The sequence below is a fragment of the Marivita sp. genome (assembly GCF_017643905.1).
Classification (GTDB): Bacteria; Pseudomonadota; Alphaproteobacteria; order Rhodobacterales; family Rhodobacteraceae; genus Marivita.
Map to the genome: position 1 here is coordinate 38,525 of NZ_JAEPMO010000002.1, position 17,374 is coordinate 55,898.

The 17,374-nt window shown below is 61.2% G+C and carries 17 protein-coding genes; 6 read left to right on the forward strand and 11 right to left on the reverse strand.

The annotated features are described in order from the left end of the window. Positions 1-111: 111 nt before the first annotated feature. Entirely contained in the window at positions 112-876 is a 765-nt protein-coding gene (locus JJ869_RS00600) for a DeoR/GlpR family DNA-binding transcription regulator (RefSeq protein WP_292263964.1), read from the forward strand. Here the strand turns inward: JJ869_RS00600 and JJ869_RS00605 are convergent. Together JJ869_RS00605 and JJ869_RS00610 are read right to left on the reverse strand one after the other, a co-directional pair. Next, positions 873-2,351, reverse strand: coding sequence for a cobyric acid synthase (locus JJ869_RS00605; protein WP_292263966.1), 1,479 nt, complete (start codon positions 2,349-2,351; stop codon positions 873-875). The two genes, JJ869_RS00600 and JJ869_RS00605, sit on opposite strands and share 4 nt — an antisense overlap. Positions 2,352-2,420: 69 nt before the next feature. Then, positions 2,421-3,443, reverse strand: coding sequence for a LacI family DNA-binding transcriptional regulator (locus tag JJ869_RS00610; RefSeq protein ID WP_292263968.1), 1,023 nt, complete (start codon positions 3,441-3,443; stop codon positions 2,421-2,423). Positions 3,444-3,784: 341 nt separating this feature from the next. Between JJ869_RS00610 and hisD the strand changes: the two genes are divergently transcribed. The 4 genes from hisD to JJ869_RS00630 are packed head-to-tail and all read left to right on the forward strand — an operon-like array spanning position 3,785 to position 7,261. Continuing rightward, complete coding sequence (gene hisD / locus JJ869_RS00615) at positions 3,785-5,092, forward strand: histidinol dehydrogenase (protein ID WP_292263970.1); 1,308 nt, start codon at positions 3,785-3,787, stop codon at positions 5,090-5,092. Continuing rightward, on the forward strand, positions 5,085-5,846 hold the full coding sequence (locus JJ869_RS00620; RefSeq protein WP_292263972.1) for an SDR family oxidoreductase: 762 nt from the start codon (positions 5,085-5,087) through the stop codon (positions 5,844-5,846). Before hisD ends, JJ869_RS00620 begins: the two co-directional genes overlap by 8 nt. After that, positions 5,843-6,823, forward strand: a complete 981-nt coding sequence (locus JJ869_RS00625) for an alcohol dehydrogenase catalytic domain-containing protein (protein ID WP_292263974.1) — start codon at positions 5,843-5,845, stop codon at positions 6,821-6,823. Before JJ869_RS00620 ends, JJ869_RS00625 begins: the two co-directional genes overlap by 4 nt. A gap of 24 nt (positions 6,824-6,847) precedes the next feature. Next, entirely contained in the window at positions 6,848-7,261 is a 414-nt protein-coding gene (locus JJ869_RS00630; protein ID WP_292263976.1) for a universal stress protein, read from the forward strand. 29 nt (positions 7,262-7,290) lie between these two features. Here the strand turns inward: JJ869_RS00630 and JJ869_RS00635 are convergent, their stop codons facing one another. The 4 genes from JJ869_RS00635 to JJ869_RS00650 all read right to left on the reverse strand — a co-directional run bounded on the left by JJ869_RS00635 (position 7,291) and on the right by JJ869_RS00650 (position 11,331). Next, on the reverse strand, positions 7,291-8,160 hold the full coding sequence (locus JJ869_RS00635; protein WP_292264018.1) for a mechanosensitive ion channel domain-containing protein: 870 nt from the start codon (positions 8,158-8,160) through the stop codon (positions 7,291-7,293). Between the two features lie 228 nt (positions 8,161-8,388). After that, positions 8,389-9,156 carry an ATP-binding cassette domain-containing protein gene (locus JJ869_RS00640; RefSeq protein WP_292263978.1) on the reverse strand — a complete coding sequence of 256 codons (768 nt, stop codon included), beginning with the start codon at positions 9,154-9,156 and terminating at the stop codon, positions 8,389-8,391. Next, entirely contained in the window at positions 9,156-10,217 is a 1,062-nt protein-coding gene (locus JJ869_RS00645; RefSeq protein ID WP_292263980.1) for an ABC transporter permease, read from the reverse strand. The genes JJ869_RS00640 and JJ869_RS00645 overlap by 1 nt, the downstream gene beginning before the upstream one ends. A gap of 94 nt (positions 10,218-10,311) precedes the next feature. Beyond that, positions 10,312-11,331: a sugar ABC transporter substrate-binding protein gene (locus JJ869_RS00650; protein ID WP_292263982.1), complete on the reverse strand. Its 1,020-nt coding sequence runs from the start codon at positions 11,329-11,331 to the stop codon at positions 10,312-10,314. Positions 11,332-11,528: 197 nt separating this feature from the next. Here JJ869_RS00650 and JJ869_RS00655 point away from each other — a divergent pair, with 197 nt between their 5' ends. After that, positions 11,529-12,728: an ROK family transcriptional regulator gene (locus JJ869_RS00655; RefSeq protein ID WP_292263984.1), complete on the forward strand. Its 1,200-nt coding sequence runs from the start codon at positions 11,529-11,531 to the stop codon at positions 12,726-12,728. A gap of 8 nt (positions 12,729-12,736) precedes the next feature. On the opposite strand, the gene JJ869_RS00660 is transcribed toward JJ869_RS00655, so the two are convergent. The 5 genes from JJ869_RS00660 to JJ869_RS00680 are packed head-to-tail and all read right to left on the reverse strand — an operon-like array spanning position 12,737 to position 17,294. Beyond that, complete coding sequence (locus JJ869_RS00660) at positions 12,737-13,537, reverse strand: arylamine N-acetyltransferase (RefSeq protein WP_292263986.1); 801 nt, start codon at positions 13,535-13,537, stop codon at positions 12,737-12,739. Between the two features lie 10 nt (positions 13,538-13,547). Then, positions 13,548-14,504: a VOC family protein gene (locus tag JJ869_RS00665; RefSeq protein ID WP_292263989.1), complete on the reverse strand. Its 957-nt coding sequence runs from the start codon at positions 14,502-14,504 to the stop codon at positions 13,548-13,550. A gap of 7 nt (positions 14,505-14,511) precedes the next feature. Beyond that, positions 14,512-15,816, reverse strand: coding sequence for a TRAP transporter large permease (locus tag JJ869_RS00670; protein WP_292263991.1), 1,305 nt, complete (start codon positions 15,814-15,816; stop codon positions 14,512-14,514). Next, positions 15,813-16,319, reverse strand: a complete 507-nt coding sequence (locus JJ869_RS00675) for a TRAP transporter small permease (protein ID WP_292263993.1) — start codon at positions 16,317-16,319, stop codon at positions 15,813-15,815. Before JJ869_RS00675 ends, JJ869_RS00670 begins: the two co-directional genes overlap by 4 nt. After that, on the reverse strand, positions 16,320-17,294 hold the full coding sequence (locus JJ869_RS00680; RefSeq protein WP_292263995.1) for a TRAP transporter substrate-binding protein: 975 nt from the start codon (positions 17,292-17,294) through the stop codon (positions 16,320-16,322). Positions 17,295-17,374 lie beyond the last annotated feature (80 nt).

Sequence of the window (17,374 nt, forward strand, 5' to 3'; positions counted from 1 at the left end):
TAGGGTTTTGCGACCTGTGCCCGCTATGATCAGAAAAACGGCACAACCCCGATGTGACGCCACGGAATCAGCGCCGCTACACTTTCGAAACTTGACAAGACCGAGACCCCTATGTCCCACGCCTTCCGCCACCGTGACATTCTGGACATCGCGCGCAAGGAGGGGAAAGTCACGGTCGAAGGGTTGGCGCAGCATTTCGGCGTGACGCTCCAGACCATACGCCGCGATCTGTCCGATCTGGCTGAGGAAGGTCGGCTTGAACGGGTGCATGGCGGGGCGATGCTGCCTTCAAGCACCAGCAATATCGGCTATGAACAGCGCCAGTCATTGAACGCCAAGGCCAAGACAGCCATGGCCAAGGCCTGCGCCGAACGTATTCCCAACAACATTTCGTTGTTTCTCAACATCGGCACCAGCACCGAGGCCGTGGCGCGCGAATTGCGCAACCATCGCAACCTGCTCGTGATCACCAACAACATGAACGTGGCGAACATTCTGGCCGAAACGCAGGAATGCGAAGTCGTGGTGACGGGCGGCAACCTGCGCCGTGCCGATGGCGGTCTCGTGGGCAAACTGGCGACTGAGACGATCCTGCAGTTCAAGTTCGATCTGGCGATCATCGGCTGTTCGGCATTGGATCGGGATGGCGATCTGCTCGATTTCGACATTCAGGAGGTGAGCGTGAGCCAAGCCATCCTGCAACAATCGCGCAAGACCTATCTGGTGGCCGACGCGTCCAAGCTGAAACGCAACGCCCCGGCACGTATCGCGTCCCTATCCGAGATCGACACCCTGTTCACCGATGCGCCCCTGCCCGCTGATCTGCCCGCCAAATGCGCCGCCTGGGACACCGAAGTGGTGATCGCGCGCCCCTAAACCTTGATCGGACGGGCCGCCGCCAAGAGGCCGTCAATGTCGAGATGCTGTTCCATATGGGCCGCGAGTTCGTTCAAAGTGCGCTCCACAGTGCGCGTGTAGTCGGCCCCTCCTGATGCATGTCCCATCTGAGCCAGAAATGCCTGCCGGAACCCACCATTTGCGAAAAGACCATGCAGGTAGGTGCCCATCACCCGCCCATTTCCCGAAATCGCCCCGTCCGGCACATCCCCGATGCGGGCGAAGGGGCGCATGGCGTCGGGGCCAGAGGTCTGGCCGATGTGGATTTCGTAGCCGTCAAAGCCCATGCCCGTTGGCACATGCACCGCATCAACGCGGGTCAACGTTTTGCGCGGCTGCATCGTAGTTGTCACGTCCAGAAGCCCCAGTCCGGGTGTGGACCCTGCATCCCCTTCCAATCCTTGGGGATCGTCAATCCGGGTGCCAAGCATCTGGTATCCCCCGCAAATCCCCAAAACCCGACCACCGCGCCGCAGATGAGCGAGGATGTCGATGTCCCATCCCTGCGCGCGCAGAAACGCAAGATCGGCACGGGTGGATTTGGTGCCCGGCAGAACGATCAGATCGGCATCACCCGGCAACGCCTGCCCCGGTGGCACCATGGTCAGGCGGATGTTCGGTTCGGCCTTGAGCGGATCGAGGTCATCGAAATTGGCGATCCGAGACAGCATTGGACAGGCGATATGGAACCCCTGCCCGCCGCTGGCCTCTGACAGGTCCACCGCGTCCTCGGCGGGCAGCAGATGCGCCGCGTCGAACCACGGCAGCACGCCGTAGCCGGTCCAGCCGGTGTGGTCTTCGATGGCGCGGTAGCCGTCTTCGAACAAAGACACATCGCCGCGAAACTTGTTCACGACGAAACCCACAACCTGCGCCACATCCTCGTCGGACATGACTGTGCGAGTACCAACAATCTGCGCGATCACCCCGCCCCGGTCGATGTCTCCGGCAAGGATCACGGGCACATCCGCCGCACAGGCAAAGCCCATATTGGCGATGTCACCGCGCCGCAGATTGACCTCGGCAGGGCTGCCCGCGCCTTCGACAAGGATCAGATCGGCGGTCTGGGCAAGTCTGTGAAAGCTGTCCAGCACCACATCCAGCAAAACACCCCGATCCTCGCGAAAGCGGCGTGCCTCCAGCCAGCCTCGCACCTGCCCCTGCACGATGACCTGTGATCCCCGGTCGCTTTCCGGTTTGAGAAGCACCGGGTTCATATGCACCGACAGCTCGCGCCCGCAGGCGATGGCCTGCAACGCCTGCGCACGACCGATTTCGCCCCCATCGGCGGTCACGGCTGCATTGTTCGACATGTTCTGCGGCTTGAACGGTGCCACGGAAAGCCCGCGCAGATGCGCCGCACGACACAGACCCGCCACCAGCATGGACTTGCCGACATTCGACCCGGTGCCCTGGATCATAAGCGCGCGTGCGTTGGTCTGTGCGGATGTCATGGCGCTGCCCTCAAGGCTTGGGATCGCGGCCCGAGTACCTCCTAAAGGGTCTGTTGTCGATGTAACAGTTCAACCGTTCAGATTGCGCAGCGAACCCCGCATTTGCACCGTGCTCTTGAGCTCTACCGACGCGCCGGTGCTGCGCTTTTCGACGATGTCGATCAGGGCCTCCGCAGCCTTGCGCCCCATCTCGTGATGCGGAACATGCACCGTGGTGATCTGAGGTGTGACAATACGGGCCAGTTCGATGTCGTCGAACCCGGTGATGGACACGTCTTCGGGCACGGACAGACCCATCTCGCGTGCACCGCGCAGCGCACCAACCGCCAGAACATCGTTGCCGCACATCACGACCGTAGGCTTTCGGTCCGACTGCATCAGGTTCTGTAACGCGGCAGCCCCGGTGTCGATTTCGTAGGGCGTTTCGATCACCGGCATCGCGTCAGCGTCAATTCCATTGGACTGCAACGCATCTCGCAGACCGACCAGACGCGCTGAAGCGCGGTCATTGCCCCGGGTGATGCCAGAGATCATCGCAATCCGCCGATGGCCAAAGTCGATGACCTGCTGCCCCAGCACCCGCATGGAACGACGGTTGTCGAACCCCACCGTCGGTTGTTCGCTGTCCGGAGCATAGACCCAAGCTGACAAGACCGGAATCGACCGTGCCCTGAGATACTCGTAGATCGCCGGATCGCGGTCATGGCCGATCAAGAGAAGCCCATCGGCCCCCCGTGCCACAAGGGCGCGGATTTGCTCTTCTTCGATCTTCGGCTGATAGGCCGAGCTTGCCACAAGTAGCGTATACCCCCGCGCATGCAGCTCTTCCTGAAAGGCCTGAAGCGCGCGCGCAAAGATCGCGTTCTCCATCGTCGGGATGATCGCGCCGATGGTGAAAGTGCGCTTGGCCGCCATGACACGTGCGCCGAAATTCGGTGTATATCCAAGGGCTTCCACGGCGTTCATCACGCGCTTTCGGGTCTGTTCGACCACCCGTTCCGGCGAATTGAGACAGCGCGACACCGTTGCCGTCGACACGCCAGCGGCGCGGGCAACATCGTCCAAAGTGGGCACGGAGCGCAGGTCTGGCATCGGTCTCCTTTCTTTGTCAGCATCCGCCTGATGAAGCCAAGGCAGCGTTGCAAGCATCAGAGCGCGAAATGTACGCGCTTGCAAGATGAGAATGTAAGCGCTTACACTCGCGCCAGAATCAATGCGAATTTCGGGGTCTATAATGCGTCTCGCGACGTCCATGTTTGCTTCTGTTGTGCTGATCGCCATGGGCACGGCGGCGGCTTTCCGCAGGGACTGTCGTGCTGTCGGATGTCACAGAGACATGGGCTCTTGTTGTGGCGTCGATCCTGTTCATTGCAACGTTCCCGGCCGCTCCGAGACAGCCGCTGCCAGATATCTACAAGTAGGACTCTTCGACCATGACACGTGAATACCTGAAAAAAGCGACCCTGACGGCGAAATCGGATGCCTCCGAAGTGCATGAGACGGTCAAGACGATCCTTGCGGATATCGAAGCAGGCGGAGATGCGACGGCGCTTGATTATGCCAAGAAGTTCGACAAATACGAAGGCAATGTCCTGCTGACCGCCGAAGACATCGCCGCCGCCAGTGCGCTGGTTCCGGAGAAGCTCAAGCGCGATATCGAATTCTCCCACAACAACGTCAAACGCTTTGCAGAAGCGCAGAAATCCACTCTGACGGATGTCGAGGTGGAAATTGTACCGGGCATGATCGCCGGCCAAAAGGCGATCCCGGTGGATGCGGCGGGCTGCTATGTGCCCGGCGGGCGCTACAGCCACATCGCGTCCGCCATCATGACTGTAACCACCGCCAAAGTCGCGGGTTGCCGTCACATCACCGCCTGTTCCCCGCCCCGCCCCGGTGTCGGCATTGCGCCCGCCATCGTTTACGCCGCGCATATCTGCGGTGCGGACAAGATCATGGCGATGGGCGGCGTGCAGGGTGTGGCGGCGATGACCTTTGGCCTGTTCGGTCTGCCCAAAGCCAACATCCTTGTCGGCCCCGGCAACCAGTTCGTCGCCGAAGCCAAGCGCATCCTTTTTGGCCGCGTCGGCATCGACATGATCGCGGGGCCCACCGACAGCCTGATCCTTGCTGACAAGACCGCTGACGCGCATATCGTGGCAACCGACCTCGTGAGTCAGGCGGAACATGGCTACAACTCGCCGGTCTGGCTGGTCACTGATGACCGCGCGCTGGCGGAAAAGGTGATGGAGCTGGTGCCCGGCCTGATTGCTGATCTTCCAGAGGTAAACAGCCAAAACGCCGCCGCCGCATGGCGCGACTACGCCGAGGTGATCCTCTGCTCCGACCGCGAGGAAATGGCCGCCTGTTCCGACGATTACGCGCCCGAGCACCTGACCGTGCAGGCCGAGGATCTCGATTGGTGGCTGAACCGCCTGACCTGCTATGGCTCGCTCTTCCTTGGGGAAGAGACCACCGTGTCCTATGGCGACAAGGCGACCGGCACCAACCACGTGCTGCCAACCTCCGGCGCGGCCAGCTATACGGGCGGTCTGTCGGTCCACAAATACATGAAGATCGTCACCTGGCAGCGCGCCACCCGCGAAGGTTCAAAGGCAATTGCGGAAGCCACAGCGCGTATCTCGCGCCTGGAAGGCATGGAAGGACACGCCCGCGCGGCGGATGTGCGTCTGGCCAAATACTTCCCCGGCGTGAACTGCGACCTGACCGCAGATGGCTGATATCGAAGACCTGTTTCACCTTGGCGGCAAGGTGGCCGTCGTCACCGGGGCCAGTTCCGGCCTTGGACGACGGGCGGCGATCACGCTTGCAGCGGCCGGTGCGATGGTGGTCGGCGTGGCCCGGCGGAAGGACGAGTTGGAAAGCCTGTGTCGGGAAATCGGCTTTGCGGCGGCCTATGTCGTTGGAGATGTGACAGACCGCGACAACCTGCCTGCGCTGGTCGAGGCGATCTCGGCCCCCTTTGGCGCGCCGGATATCGTGGTGCACGCCGCAGGCATCAACACGCGCGAAGTGGCGGATAACGTGACGCCCGACGGCTGGGACGTGACACTGGCGCTGAACCTGTCAGCCCCGTTCTTCCTGTCGCAGGCGCTGGTACCCGGTATGAAGGAAAAAGGCTGGGGCCGGATCGTCAATTTCGCCTCGCTCCAATCCACACGCGCCTTTCCCGGCGGCATCGCCTATGGCGCGACCAAGGGCGGCATCGCCCAACTGACCCGCGCCATGTCCGAGGCTTGGTCGCCCCACGGCATCACCGCCAATGCCATCGGTCCGGGCTTCTTCCCGACCGAGCTGACGCAGGCGGTGTTTTCCGACCCCGACCGTGCCGCCCGCAATGCGGCACAGACCTGCATCGGGCGGAACGGCCGGATGGAAGACATCGACGGCCCAATCCTGTTCCTCTGCTCGGACGCATCGGCCTATGTGACTGGTCAGGTTCTCATGGTGGACGGAGGGTTTACCGCGAAATGAAGGCGCTCATTTACGAAGGAGTTGAAACGCTGGTCTATCGGGACGTGCCCGACATCACTGCGCGCGAGGGTGAGCACCTGATCCGTATTGCGGCGGTGGGCATCTGCGGGTCCGACATGCACGCCTATCTGGGCCACGACGCCCGCCGCCCTGCCCCGCTGATCCTTGGGCATGAGGCGGCAGGTGTGGTTCAAGGCGGGCCGATGGATGGCACGCGCGTGACGATCAACCCGCTGGTGACCTGCGGCACCTGCCCCGCGTGCACAAGCGAGCGGGAAAACCTCTGCCCCACACGCCAGATCATCTCTATGGAGCCGAGACCGGGCGCATTCGCCCAATACGTGTCGATGCCCGCATCAAACCTTGTGACCGTGCCGGATGCTGTTCCGCTGGACAAGGCGTCGTTGGCGGAACCCCTGGCGGTCAGCTGGCACGCCGCACGGCTGGCTCTGGCGGCGCTGCATCCGTCGATGGAACGGCGGGCGCTTGTGCTGGGTGGAGGTGCCATCGGGCTGGCAGCATCGCTCGCGCTCAAGGCGATGGGGATCGCCGATGTCACGATCGTCGAGCCGAACGCGACACGCCGCGCTTTCCTGACCGACACCTGCGGCGAAACCGCCGTGGCTGCGCCGGATGGGATGTACCCCCTCATCATCGACGCGGTGGGCTATGCCGCCACCCGCGCCGCGGCTTCGGCCCATGCGGTGCCCGGCGGTGTAATCACCCATGTGGGTCTTGGCGAAGACACCGGTGGTCTCGATGTGCGGCGCATGACGCTGCAAGAGATCACCTTCATCGGCACCTACACCTACACCGCGCAGGATTTCCGCGACACCGCGCAGGCGATCTTTGACGGACGGCTTGGCCCGCTCGACTGGTTCCAGACCCGCCCGCTGGCCGAAGGAGCCGCCGCATTCCAGGACCTGCGCAAGGGGGCTGTCGCCACACCGAAGATCGTCCTCGACCCTTGGGCCTGACCTGGCCTCAATAGGAGACCCGATATGTACAAGAAGATCCTCGTTCCGATGGCTTTGGACCACGGCATCTCCCCGCTGACGCTGCAAATTGCGCGGGTTCTGGCCTCGGATGGTGCCGAGATCACCGCACTACACGTCTACGAAGCGCCGCAGGGCACCGTCAGCGCCTATGTCGACGAAGAGGTCATGAAGGCCGGGTTTGAGCGTGCGCGGGAGCGGTTGCACGAAAAGCTTGAAGGGCTGGACGGCATCACGCCTGCCCTAGTCAAAGGACACTCGGCCCGCACGATCATCGACTATGCCACCCAGCACAGCATCGACTGCATCGTGATCGGCTCTCACAAACCGGGGCTGAGCGACTTCTTTCTGGGCTCAACCGCCGCCCGCGTGGTGCGCCACGCCCCCTGCGCCGTTCATGTCCACCGCAATGGCGAATGAACCTGGCTGCGCCGAGTGGCTGCTGACCTTTACTGAACCGCCATTGGCTTGACCGCGCTCTTGGCGTCCACCTCGTCCTTCTGGATGACCAGCGTCCGTGTAGGAAAAGGGATGTCCACGCCTGCCTTGTCCAGCGCCTCTTTCACCTTGCGCTTCATATCGGCCTGATACTGAAAATAGACCGACGCATCGCACCAGACGCGGACAAGGAAATCGACGCTGCTGCTGTTGAGGTTGTTGACCTGAATAAACGGCTCCGGGTCTTTGTGCGACCGCGGGTCAGACATGATCGTGTCGCGGATCACCCGCTCTGCATCCGCCAGATTGGCCCCGTAGCCGACACCGAATTCCCATTCCGCACGGCGGGTCTTGTAGCCGGAGTAGTTCTTGATGGTGTTGCCCCAGACTTCCGAATTCGGGACCACAACCTTCACATTCCCCACATCCGCGATCTCGGTATAGTTCAGCGTGATCTCCTTGACCGTACCGACCACGTCGTTGACCTGTACGAAATCGCCATTCTTCAAAGGCCGGAACAGGATCAGCATCACCCCAGCCGCGACATTGGACAGCGTGCCCTGCAGGGCCAGACCAATCGCCAGACCGGCCGCACCGATAACCGCGACGACAGACGTGGTCCGCACGCCAAAAGTGTTGAGCACAAACAGCGCCGTGAAAGCGAGGATCGTATAGCGGGCGATATTGCCGAAGAAGATGAAGAGCGTGTCGTCAAGGCTCGCATGCATCTTACCGATCCGGGTGATGCGACGACTGAGAACGCCTGAGATGATGAAACCCGCACACAGGATCAGGATCGCGGCAATCGTATTGCCCAGCAGCGACAGCATCGCTTCAAGCGTCAGAAGGTCCGCGAAGGATTTGCCGTTGTAGATCTCCATCGTGAAGATCGACGCGATCTGGTCCCAAACACTGGTTGCGACGGCTTCAACTTCTTCCATGCGTCTCTGTCCTGTTCTTGCATACGTCCTGCGCGGCTCGCGGCCACGTCCGACTGGAGCAACGCACGACAGAATGACGGGTTCCCGAATGCTGGAAAAAGAATTTGACCGCTTGGTAAAAAAGGGCTCGGCATTTGGACCGGGCCTTTTGCGAAAATGTGCTTAAGGTCAGGCCGCTTCGGGCGCTTCCTTGGCCCCGGTCATGAAGGCCACCGCGTCGGACATGGTGTAGTCCTTGGGGTCGATCACACAGAGGCGCTTGCCCAGACGGTGCACATGGATGCGGTCGGCCACTTCGAAGACATGGGGCATGTTGTGGCTGATCAGAATGATCGGAATGCCGCGCGATTTCACGTCCTGGATCAATTCCAGCACCTTGCGGCTTTCCTTAACACCCAAGGCAGCGGTCGGCTCGTCCAGGATGATGACCTTCGACCCGAACGCTGCGGCACGGGCCACGGCCACACCCTGACGCTGGCCCCCGGACAGGGTTTCCACCGCCTGGTTGATGTTCTGGATTGTCATCAGGCCCAGTTCCGACAGTTTGTCGCGCGCCATCTTTTCCATCGCCGGACGGTCCAGTTGCCGAAGCCACTTGCCACGCCAGCCGGGTTTGCGGATCTCGCGGCCCATGAACATATTGTCGGCAATCGACAGGGCGGGCGACATGGCAAGGGTCTGGTAGACCGTTTCAATGCCAGCCTCGCGCGCTTCGATCGGAGAAGAGAAACGCACCTCTTTGCCCTCAAGCGTCACGGTGCCTTCATCAGGGATGATCGCGCCCGAGACGGCCTTGATCAAAGAGCTTTTACCCGCCCCGTTGTCTCCGATCACCGCAAGGATTTCCCCCGGCATCAGGTCAAAGTCGCAGCGGTCCAAGGCGGTCACGCGGCCATAGCGTTTGACCAGACCGCGGCCTTTCAAAATCGGTTCCATTATGCTGCCACCTTTCTGATCCACTGGTCTACCGCAACAGCGGCAATGATGAGTGCGCCGATCAAGAGGAAGGTCCATTGCGCATCGGCGCCCGCCAGCCGCAGACCAAGCGTGAACACGCCCACGATCAACGCCCCGAAGAACGTCCCGAGGATCGATCCACGCCCGCCAAACAGCGAGATGCCCCCGATCACCACAGCGGTGATGCTTTCGATGTTGAGCAATTGTCCCGAGGTTGGCGACACCGATCCGATGCGCCCGATCAGGGCCCAGCCCGCAAAGGCGCAGATCAGACCGGCAAGGGCATAGACGGAAATCAGCGTGCGCTTGACGTTGACACCCGAAAGCTCTGCCGCTTCCGGATCATCCCCGACCGCGTAGACATGCCGTCCCCATGCCGTGTGTTTGAGGACATAGGCCAGGACCAGAACCAAGAGCACCATGAATACGACGCCGAACGTGAACACGGCCCCGCCAACGTTGAACTTATTACCCATGAACTGCAAAAGCGGCGCTTGTTCCGCAATATCTTGAGACCGGATGGTCTCGTTCTGAGAATAAAGGAAGTTTGCCGCCAGAACGATCTGCCACATGCCCAAGGTCACGATGAAGGGCGGCAGTTTCATCCGCGCCACCAGCCAACCGTTGAGTGCGCCAATGGCCGTTCCAAAGGCCAGCCCGCACACGATGGCAACGCTGGGCGGCAGGCCATAGCGGAAGGTGAATTGACCCATCACCACTGAGGAAATCACCGCGATGGCACCAACGCTCAGGTCAATGCCGGCTGTCAGGATCACCAGAGATTGTGCCGCGGCCACGATGCCGACGATCTGCACCTGTTGCAGGATCAGCGTCAGTGCAAAGGGCGAAAAGAAGCGCGATCCCAGAGCGAGACCGAAAATGATGATCGCCGACAGGAGAACGATCAAAGGCACCAGCGCCGGTGTCGTATGCAAAGCGTGATGGAACCGGTCGATCAGGCTTTTGTCGCGTCCACCAAAGGATGCGACTTCGGCATTCGCCTTGCTGACAACCGATTCATAATTGTCTGATGATGGCATTGAATCCTCCCTCACGAAGAAACGGGTCGTTCTTGCGAAAAGGGCGGGTCGATCCCCGCCCTTTTCACGACTGTTCAGTCAGATGTGAGTCGGATCAACCCCAGCAGAGGTTGGTGCCTTCGGTGGTGTCAATCGACTCGACGCCATCGACCGGCTTGTCGGTGACCAGAGCCACACCGGTGTCAAAGAAATCCTTGCCATCTGTCGCCGACGGCTTGGTGCCATCTGCGGCCCATGCAGCAATCGCTTCGATGCCCTTGGAGGCCATCAGCAGCGGATACTGCTGCGAGGTGGCGCCGATCACGCCATCCTTGACGTTCTGGATGCCGGGGCAACCGCCGTCGACCGATACGATCAGCACGTCGTTTTCACGACCGATGGCCTTGAGCGCCTCATAGGCACCGGCAGCCGCAGGTTCGTTGATGGTGTGAACCACGTTGATGGTCGGGTCTTTCGCTAGAAGGTTCTCCATCGCGCGGCGACCGCCCTCTTCGTTGCCCTGTGTCACGTCGCTGCCGACGATGCGCGGATCGGTTTCATCACCGATCACGTTCGGGTCGGCCAGGTCGATGCCAAAGCCCTGCAGGAAGCCCTGGTTGCGGAGCACGTCGACGGTCGGCTGGCTCACGGCAAGGTCAAGCGTTGCGATGCGTGCGTTTGCAGCGTCGTCACCCAGAGCAGCGCGTGCCCACTGGCCAATCAGCTCACCCGCAAGGAAGTTGTCGGTAGCGAAGGTCATGTCGGCCGCGTCAATCGGCTCGAGCGGCGTGTCGAGCGCGATCACGAGGATGCCCGCGTCACGTGCCTGCTGAACCGCAGGAACGATGGAGGACGTGTCGGATGCGGTGAGCAGGATACCCTTTGCGCCATTGGCGATGCAGGTTTCGATGGCTGCCACTTGCGTTTCGTGGTCACCATCGACCTTGCCCGCGTAGCTGTTGAGCGTGATGCCCAGCTCTGCAGCCTTGGCTTCGGCACCTTCGCGCATCTTCACGAAGAACGGGTTGGTGTCGGTCTTGGTGATCAGGCACGCGCTGACGCCGTGACCCGCAGCAAAGGCCGCACCGGACATGGACGCAAGGGCAACAGCCGAGCTCAGCAGTAGTTTTTTCATGGTTTCCTCCCAGAAATCTTCAATGGTCAATCATACGGACTGTGTTCAGACCGCTTCCCCCTGCCTGCGGTTTCCGCTGCAGGTTGAAAGCGAAAAGGCCAGATTCCAAACCGCCTGTCAATAAATAAATAAACTTTATTTATTAAATATCATCTGCCATCATTGCGAGGAAACAGCGTTAGGCTAAGGTCCGCGACATGGACGGTGGTAAGATCAGAGGAGCAAGCGGGGGCGTCAACCAAAGCGGTGTGCGCAACCATAATGAACGCTTGCTGCTTTCGATGTTGCAGCGCCGTGGTGGCATGGCGGGAATTGACCTTGCCCGCCTGACGGGCCTGTCGCCGCAAACGGTCTCAGTGATCTTTCGCAAAATGGAACAGGACGGGTTCCTGCGCCGTGGCGATCCCGTGCGGGGCAAGGTCGGCAAGCCGTCCATTCCGATGGAGTTGTCGCCCGATGGCGTCCTGTCGCTTGGCCTGAAGATCGGACGACGCAGCGCCGATCTTCTCTTGCTCGATTTCACCGGTAACGTCCGCGCCCAGGTCAGTACGGCCTATACCTACCCCCTGCCCGACGAGGTGTTCGCCTTTCTCGAATCAGGCATGGCCACGTTGCTGGCCGATCTCGACGCCGAGGAACGGGACCGGGTCTGCGGTATCGGGATCGCGGCCCCGTTCGAACTTTGGAAATGGAACGACCTGATCGGCGCGCCGTCGCAACGCTTCAAGTCGTGGAAGGATCTGGACTTCGCCGAACAGGTCGCCCGGTTCAGCGATCTCCCTGTGTTCGTGGTCAATGACGCGACGGCCGCATGCCGGGCCGAACACCTGTACGGACGGACACATGAGTTCCGCGACTACGCGTATTTCTTCATCGGCTCATTCGTGGGTGGCGGGGTTGTCGTCAACGACACGGTGTTCGAAGGCAATCAGGGCAATGCAGGCGCGCTTGGATCGCTGCGCAGCACGGGGCCATTGGGCGAAAGCCAGCAATTGATCGACGTGGCCTCGATCCACCTGCTGGAAGGGCGGTTGGTACAGGCCGGTATCAACCCGCGCGTGTTGTGGAACCAGCCGCAGAACTGGGACGACCTGTCCCGATATGTCGATCCGTGGATCGGGGAGACGGCGCAGGAATTGGCCAAGGCATCGCTGTCGGTCTGCGCGGTGATAGACTTTGAAGCGGTGTTGATCGACGGAGCCTTTCCCGCCGCAGTCCGGACCGAGCTGGTGGAACGGGTGCGGCGCTATCTTGTCAATCAGGACACCCGTGGTCTGATCGCACCACAGATCGAACCCGGCAGCGTGGGCGGCAATGCGCGGGCCATCGGTGCAGCCAGCAGCCCGATCTTCACCCAGTTCCTGTTGAACACCAATGCGGGCTTGGCGGCTTTTTGACCATCTGGTCAAAAAATCCCTTTGTCGATCAACGCGTCCGTGAGTTCTGGCGGTGGGTCCAGATCAAACGCCTCCCGCAGGCACGACAGGACCGCCTCCGGAGTTTGCAAAACCCAAACCTCGGGTGCCCTGCCCTTCGCAAATTTGCGAAACGTCGCGCCCTCCAGCACCAACCTCGTGTCACCGATATGGCGGGTGACGATCAGCGTGCGGGTGAAAAGCGATCCCGGCAGAGTCGCCGCGAGCCAGTTGCCGGCCTGCACATCCGACATCGTCGTCACTTCGTCGGTGAAGGCATAGAGATCACGCCAATCGCCTTCGGCAACCTGACGGCTCAGGACCGTGCCAAGTCCAGCCCGGTGTTCCGTCCGCAGGTCCGGGCTGTCTGACCCCAGCATGAAAGGTTCGGTTGGCCCCGGCCCACCAAACCCCACGTCGACAAGGTAGTCTGCTCCGTCCAGCCGAATGATGCACAGGCAATGACTGCGTGGCCCCGGCACGTCGCGCTGCCACAGAACACGCGCCATGCACAACCGGGCGTCAAAGCCCAGACTGCGCGATCCGGCGCAGAGAAGCGGGTTCAGTTCGACACAATAGCCCCCGCGCTTCGCATGCAGGATTTTGGTGGCAAGCGCGTCGATCCCAATTTCGGGAACATCGCCACAGAAAACGGTCAGGTTTTCAAACGGAATGCGGTCCAGATGCGCGCGGATGATGGTCGTCAGACTGGCCAGCGTCACAGGCAAACTGGCGGTCAGCCCCAAGCGGGACAGCCACGTGTCGACAATGACCTTGGGCGCTGCCTCCACCAATGCGCCTTTAACCCTCGACCGGAGGCGTGCCGTGGGTGTGGAAGGTCTCGATCGTCTTGAGCCCCCAGGCCTGCCCCTTTTTGCGTTCCGTTTCGGTCCAGGTCACGGTTTCCCAATCAGGTTGCAGGATCAGCCGTGCGCCCGCATTGGCCAGTTCCACCCGGTTGCCCGCCGGTTCCCAGACATACAGGAAGAACGTGCCCTGAATGCCGTGCTTGTGCGGTCCGGTTTCGATGTGGACACCGTTTTCCAGAAAGATGTCAGCCGCGCGCAGGATGTCTTCGCGCTGGTCGGTCGCGTAGGTGACATGGTGCAGACGGTTCTGGCCGCGCCCATGTTCTTCGGTGCAGGCCAGATCGTAGGTCTTGTTGTTGATCGTGAACCAGCAGCCGCCCAGCCGCCCGTTGTCCAGTCGGATTTGTTCGGTCACGCGGCTGCCCAGACAGGTCTGCATGAAGTCGCGGAACTGGGTCACGTCCTCGGCCAACAGGTTCAAATGGTCGATCCGGCGCGGAGAGACACCCTGCGCGTGAAAGCGGCTCGACATGTTCTTCAGGGCTGGCTTGTCATCCTCGGGCGGATCGTATTTCACCGTGTCCCAGTAGAGTTCGAACACATGGCCGAAGGGGTCTTCAAACCGATACGCGCGCCCATGGCCCAGATCGCCGTCGACCCAGCCATGTATCTTGTAACCCGATGCCTCGATCACCTTGACCCGTCGTTCCAGCGCCGCCTCGGAGGACACGCGATAACCGATATGGGCGACACCTGTGGTGTGGGATTTGGTGAGCTTGAGTGTGTGAAACTCGTAATCATCCCACGCCCGCAGATAGGCGCTGTCGCCCTCCAGCGCGGACAGCTTCAACCCGTAGACCCGCGTGAAGAAATCAAGGCTCTCGTCGAACCTGTTGGTCAGGACCTCTACATGGCCAAGATGGGCTACGTCAAAGCAGGGTTCGGTCATAGGGGCCTCAATTGAACATGGTGTTTGGCAGGAAGAGCGAGATCTGCGGGAAAGCTACAAGTATGGCCAGAGTGATCAGCATCATCACCCAGAACGGGATGACCCCGACAAAGATCCGCCCCAGCGACACGCCCGGCGCCACGGATTTCACGATAAACACGTTAAGCCCCACAGGTGGAGAGATCAGCCCCATCTCGAGCGAAAGCACGACCAGCACGCCGAACCAGATCGGGTCGATCCCCGTCTCCAGCACGATGGGAAAGAAGATCGGCAAGGTCAGCACCAGCATCGCGAAGCCTTCAAGGAAACACCCGAGCACGATGTAGATGCCAAGGATCAACAGCAGGCTGCCCATCGGCCCGAGATCAAGCGCGACAAAGGCTTGCGCCACCAGATCGGTCATATGGCTGAGCGCGAGGAACGGATTGATCATATGCGCGGCGATGAGGATCAGCATGACCGTGGCCGTGGTCACGACGCTGTCTTTCGAGGCGGCCCAGAGCATGGAGAGCGTCATTGTTCGGGTGACCACGCCGATCAGGATCACCGCCCCTGCCCCAACGGCGGCTGCCTCAACCGGCGAAAAGAAACCGCCATACATGCCGCCGATGGTGATGAAGATGACCAGCACAATGGGTCCGGCACCTCCAATCGCCCGGAGTTTCTCGGACAGGGCGGTCTTTGGCCCGGCTGGTCCCAATTCTGGGCGGATCATGCAGAGCATCGTTACCGCAAGTACGAACATGGTGAGCAAGAGCAGGCCCGGAAGTACACCGGCAAGGAACAGGCGGCCGATGGATTGCTCGGTGAGGATGGCATAGATCACAAAACCTGTGGAGGGCGGGATCAGAATGCCCAGCGTGCCGCCCGCTGCAACCACGCCAGTGGACAGGCGGTCGTCGTATTTGAAGCGGTCCATTTCCGACAGGGCGACCTTGCCCATTGTCAGGGCAGACGCGACGGACGACCCTGATAGCGCCGCGAACCCGCCGCAGCCGATCACAGTGGCCGAAGCCAAGCCGCCGCGGATCGACCCGATTACAGCATAAGCGGCGTCGAACAATTGGCGGCTCATACCGGTCTGCGATGCGACATTGCCCATCAGGATGAAGAGCGGGATCACCACCAATTCCGGCGAGGAGGCCAAGGTGAACGCCTCGGACGCCAAGAGCGAGGTGGCCGCGTTCAGACCGTTCAGCGCCCAGATGCCGAGAAAGCCGATCACGAACATCGCAAAGGCCACGGGTACCCGCAGCGCCAGCAGCGCAAACAGCGCGAGCATCCCAACCACGCCTGTGACGGACGCGCTCATGAGTGGGTCTCTTTGCGGATGTCGCGGCCCGTGATCGAAAGCTCAAGCGCGCGCAGGGCAAGGCCAAGAGATGCGAGGCACAGAAACCCGATAGAGGCCCATTGGAACCACGCCTTGGGCAGATAAAGAAGGTTGGTCGACAGGTTGAGCATGACTGACAGTTTGGCGCTGTCCCATGTGGCCCATGCCAGCGTGGCAAAGATAACCGCGCCCATGGTGGCAACACAGATGTCGATCAGACAGTTCATTGCGTCCGGGAAATAGCGTTCGAACAGATCGACCGAGATGTGCCCGCCCAGCCGGTCACAGAGCGCCATTGGCGCAAAGACAAGGATCACCGTCGCCATCGTCGCGACGTCCTGGCCGCCGTAGAGAGGTTTGCCAAAGGCCCGCCCCACCACGTCAATCAGCACCACACCCACAACAAACAAGAGAGCGGTCGATCCAATAGCGGCGGACAGGCCGATCAGCCTGTCCGCAAGGGTGCGTATCCGCTCCAACACTTAGTTCTGCATTGCAGCCAAAGCTGCTTCGCCGCCAACACTGGCGACATATTCGGCCACCACGCCAGACACGGCATCGGCAAAGGCCTGTGTTTCTTCGGGGGTCAGATCGACAAAGGTGTTCTTGCTGTCCTGACGGGCCCGCGCCACGCCTTCTTCTGCGGTGACGTTCCATGCGGTTTCGGCATTGTTGCCCAGCGCACAGCCGCTGGCAGCGTCGAAGGCCGCCTTGGCCTCGTCGGACAGGCCATTATAGGCGTTCTGGCCCATCACGGCAAAGAACGCGAGGCGGCCCAGCGGTGCGCCGATGGTGAAGGCATCCGCCACTTCGTCAAGTTTGAAGTCGTTGAGCGTGGAGGATCCGGTGAACACGCCGTCGATCAGTCCGGTCTGCAAGGAGTTGTAGACCTGGTTGATCGGCATTTGCACCGGCGTTGCACCCAGAGCTTCGGCCACTTTGCCAGCTGTTGCGCCCGCGACGCGGATCTTGAGGCCCGCCAGATCGGCAGGGGTGCGGACAACCTTGTCCTTCATGATCATGATGTTCGGCTCGGACGTCCAGAGCGCCACAGGCACCGTGCCGGGGAATTCGCCCGCGATCTCGTCCATCGCATCGCAGAGCGCGTCTGCGCCGGATTTGCCTTCCGGCACAACACCCGGCAGTTCGACGATCATGGTCTTTTCGAACTGCTGCGAGGTATAGCCCGGCAGACCCCATGTGATGTCGGCCACGCCCTGTACCGCGCGGACATATTGCTCGACCGGACCCGCGCCCAGTTCACCGCCGTGATAGCCGCGCACGGTCAGGCTTCCGCCCGTCGCCGCCGACAGATCGGCGTTCAGTTTTTCGATCACGCTGGCATTGACCGTGTGGAACGGCGGCGTGAAATTGGCGAATTTCAATTCCTGAGCGGCCAGAGGTGCAGCGGCAGCCACAGCCAAAGCGGCTCCGATAAACGTCGTTCTGAGTGTCATGTCTTCCTCCCATGAGTGGTCCGACCCTGTCAGACCAAGTGTGACAGGCGGCGCCCCTTCTGCGTGGGCGCCACCTGAAT